The following is a 3,836-nucleotide window of genomic DNA, read 5'->3' as shown; positions in this document are numbered from 1 at the left end:
ACATCAAGGACACCATCATCATTTTATTTGTACCAGTTGCGGTATGACGAAAAATATAGAAATGTGTCCGATGGATTTTTTTGAAGAACAGCTAACAGGATGCGAAATTGATTCTCACCGCTTTGAAATTTTTGGTAAATGTGAGAACTGTGTAAAAAATTAACATTTAATTGTTTGTTCTTCTCATAAGAATAAAAATCGCGGGATAAAAACAACAAATTTCCTTAAAGAATAGTTTTTTTTTTTATAAAAGGCAAATCCCTTATTGACGTAAAAAAATACATTCGATATAATATAGAAGGACAGTTCTTATTTATATAGTTTTTAAAAGACTATATAAGAAATAACGGTTACTTTTAAAAGCACGGAGGGAGGGAATTTACTATGTCAAAAACAGTTATTAAGAAAAATGAATCTCTTGATGATGCTCTTCGTCGCTTCAAACGCTCCGTTTCTAAAACTGGTACTTTGCAAGAAGCCCGTAAACGCGAATTCTACGAAAAACCAAGTGTGAAACGTAAGAAGAAATCTGAGGCAGCTAGAAAACGTAAGTTCTAATCAGATAACGCTGAAGAATTGAGGGTGAGAAAGTTTTGTCACTTCTAACAACCATAAACGAAGATATTAAAACAGCTATGAAAGCTAAAGATAAAGAAACTTTAGCCGTTTTGCGTATGCTAAAAGCTGCATTCCAAAATGAACAAATTAAAACTGGTAAAGAATTGAGTGAGGATGAAGAATTAACACTTCTTTCTCGCGAAATGAAACTGGTCGTGAAGATCTCGTTGAACAAACACAAGAGGCTATCAAAATCGTTGGAAAATATTTACCTCAACAGCTTACTGAAGACGAATTGCATACTATTGTTTCTGAAGCTATTGCTAAAGTCAATGCGACATCAATGAAAGATTTTGGTAAAGTCATGGGTGTAGTTATGCCGATGACAAAAGGTAAGGCTGATGGAAACGAGATCAATCGTCTAGTTAAAGAACAGTTAAACTGATCATAAAAACACAAGCAAGAGCTTCAGAGCCTTTGCTTGTGTTTTTTGTTCTGTTGTTATTTATCTAAAGGAAAAAGAATGAAATGCGCAAAAAATAACTTTATTGTGTTAAAATAGGGATACGCTTTAACGTAATGTGTATGAATAATAGGACTGCACTTATGTTATAAATTGAATTTTTTCAAAAAGAGGAGTGTCGGTTGTTTGACCAATAAAACGTATGATTTTGAATTAAAAAAAATAAACAATGCCAATAATTTATTTGGCAGTCAAGATAAACATTTGAAACTACTTGAAGATTCTTTGAATGTCGTCATTAATAGCCGTGGAACCCGTATGGAAGTTATCGGTTCTGAAAAGAAGGCTCAAACAGTGGAAAAAATATTCAATCAATTACAAGAATTAATAGACAGGGGTATTACTATTAACCAAACAGATGTCATATCTGCTATTAAAATGGCTCAAAATGGGACTTTAGATTATTTTGTCAGTATGTATGAAGAAGAAATCGGAAAGACGTATGATGGAAAACCTATTCGAGCCAAGAATTTTGGACAGCGCCAGTATGTTCAATCCGTTAAAAAACACGATATTGTCTTTGGAATTGGACCTGCCGGAACAGGTAAAACTTATTTAGCCGTAGTTATGGCCATTGCAGCTTTAAAAAAAGGAGAAGTTAAAAAAATTATTTTAACACGTCCAGCTGTTGAAGCAGGAGAAAATCTGGGCTTTTTACCAGGTGATTTAAAAGAAAAAGTTGATCCTTATTTGAGACCTATCTACGATGCACTATACAATCTTTTTGGTTTAGAGCACACCAATCGTTTAATGGACCGGGGAGTAATAGAAATAGCTCCACTTGCTTATATGCGTGGACGTACATTGGATGATTCTTTTGTTATTTTAGATGAAGCACAAAATACAACCGTGTCTCAAATGAAAATGTTTCTGACTCGATTAGGATTTGGTTCAAAAATGATTGTCAATGGTGATGTAACTCAAATTGATTTGCCTCGAGGAGCTGCAAGTGGATTGATTCATGCTAAAACGGTATTGAGCTCAGTTAAAGACATCGATTTTGTTTATTTTGATTCCCAAGATGTTGTCAGACATCCTGTTGTGGCAAGTATTATCGAAGCTTATGATGCGGAGAAGCAAGAAGCTTTAACAGATCAAAAAAAAATGCAAAACAACAAATAAAAACAACTCACAGTTAGGACGTGAATGAATGAGAGAACGTTTAGCTGGTTTCCAAAAAAGGATGGGTAAATTTTATATTCCTTTTGTACTTATTCTCTTTTCTTTCTTTCTTTTTCTCATCATTTTCAATAATGTTAAACCTAAAGATTTAAAGATTCAATTGTATCAAGTAGCTAACGAAACGATTCGTGCTCAAAGAACTGTTGAAGACACAGCGAAGACAGAAGAAAATAGGCAATTAGCAGCAGAGGCTGTTTCTCCAGTATATTCTTACAATACAGATTTAAATGATATACAAACTGGTAAGATCCATTTACTGTTTGCAACAGTTGGTGAAGTAAATAAACTTGCTGAAGAACAATACCAAGAAAAGTTGGCGAAAGAAAAAGAAGCCGTTGATTCTAAGAAAAAAGAAAACGAAAAAAACACTAATGCCACTTCTAATGTCACACATTTAACACCTGAAGAAAAAAACAACCTTTTTAACGAAAAAATAACGACGATTGATGATACCGCTAAAACGTTTATTCAAGCCTTGCCTCAATGGGCAATTTTAGATTTGCTAGATGCACCGGAGTCAACAGTCAAACAACTTGAGGGTGCTACTGTTGAGTTGGTTTCGGATGTAATGTCAGAACCGGTTAAACTTGACGAATTAAGCAAGAAAAAGCAAGAAGCTGTTGCACGGTTAGATTATTGGGATCTATCTGCTAAATATCAGCGTATCGCTACCCTAATTATTGATAATACAGTGGTTGAAAATAATGTTTATAATCAGCAGGCTACTGAAAATCAACGGGAAGAAGCAAGTACAAACGTTCAGCCTGCATTGATTTTACAAGGACAAGTTATTGTTCAAGAAGGGCACGTAATTGATAGTAACGCTATGCATCAATTAAAACTCTTAGGTTTATTAGACAATAAATCTTCCTACCAAATGATATACGGTCTGCTGTTGTTGATTTTAGCTCAAGCATACATCTTATTTTATTTAGGAAAATCTAAAAAAGATTCTTTAAAGAAACAAGGACACGAAATAACCTTGTATGCACTAACGATGATCAGTGCTTTGTTGGTTTTAAAAGGATTATCTTTAGTACAAAATGCCGGTATCAGCAATGTTAGTTTGTTATATCCTGCAGCACTAGCACCAATGCTATTGACAGCTTTTATTTCTAGACGCTATGGCATCGTCTCAAATGGATTTTTAGCTGCATTTTCGATTTTTATGTTTAAAGAAAATGCAGGGACAAACTTCAGTATCGTGTTGGTTTTATTTTATGTGTTAAGTGGTATGATGGGAACGATGATTACGCGGAAAAGAATTGCCAACCAATTTTGGAATACGTTTATTTGGACAACTTTATTCAATGCCTTATTTATCAGTTCACTCATTTTGTATTTGAATATGTCTTACTTTACTAAGGAAACACTTTTTATGGTTGCTTTTGCTTTAGGTGGAGGAATTCTATCTTATTTTTTAGCGGTCGTGCTTTCTCCTTATATTGAAGTGATTTTTGATGATAATGCCGTTTTAAGACTGATGGAATTGGAAAACCCTAATAGTCCTTTATTAAAAGAATTGATTACCAAAGCACCAGGCACTTATCACCATAGCTTGATGGTTGCTAAT

At 34.0% G+C, this 3,836-nt stretch carries 4 protein-coding genes and 1 pseudogene; all 5 read left to right on the top strand.

Features of this window, described 5'->3' with window-relative positions; translation table 11 throughout:
• A partial coding sequence (locus tag RT405_RS03870) for a transcriptional repressor (protein WP_313467756.1) occupies nucleotides 1–163 on the top strand: 163 nt, incomplete at its 5' end.
• Nucleotides 164–384: 221 nt separating this feature from the next.
• A complete protein-coding gene (rpsU, locus tag RT405_RS03865; protein ID WP_007725241.1) occupies nucleotides 385–558 on the top strand; it encodes a 30S ribosomal protein S21 in 174 nt (57 codons plus the stop codon).
• Between the two features lie 35 nt (nucleotides 559–593).
• Nucleotides 594–1,003 (top strand): annotated as a pseudogene (locus RT405_RS03860) (GatB/YqeY domain-containing protein).
• A 204-nt stretch (nucleotides 1,004–1,207) separates the two neighbouring features.
• Nucleotides 1,208–2,203, top strand: a complete 996-nt coding sequence (locus tag RT405_RS03855) for a PhoH family protein (protein WP_313467703.1) — start codon at nucleotides 1,208–1,210, stop codon at nucleotides 2,201–2,203.
• Between the two features lie 28 nt (nucleotides 2,204–2,231).
• On the top strand, nucleotides 2,232–3,836 hold a 1,605-nt coding region (locus RT405_RS03850), incomplete at its 3' end, for a phosphohydrolase (protein WP_313467701.1).

Source organism: Carnobacterium sp., assembly GCF_032094055.1.
Lineage (GTDB): Bacteria > Bacillota > Bacilli > Lactobacillales > Carnobacteriaceae > Carnobacterium_A.
The sequence above is the reverse complement of the archived record's forward strand: the minus strand, read 5'-3'. Positions and strand labels throughout refer to the sequence as shown.

Coding starts and splice junctions, on each gene's coding strand:
- rpsU (WP_007725241.1), top strand. CDS start 385: ATGTCAAAAACAGTTATTAAGAAAAATGAATCTCTTGATGATGCTCTT.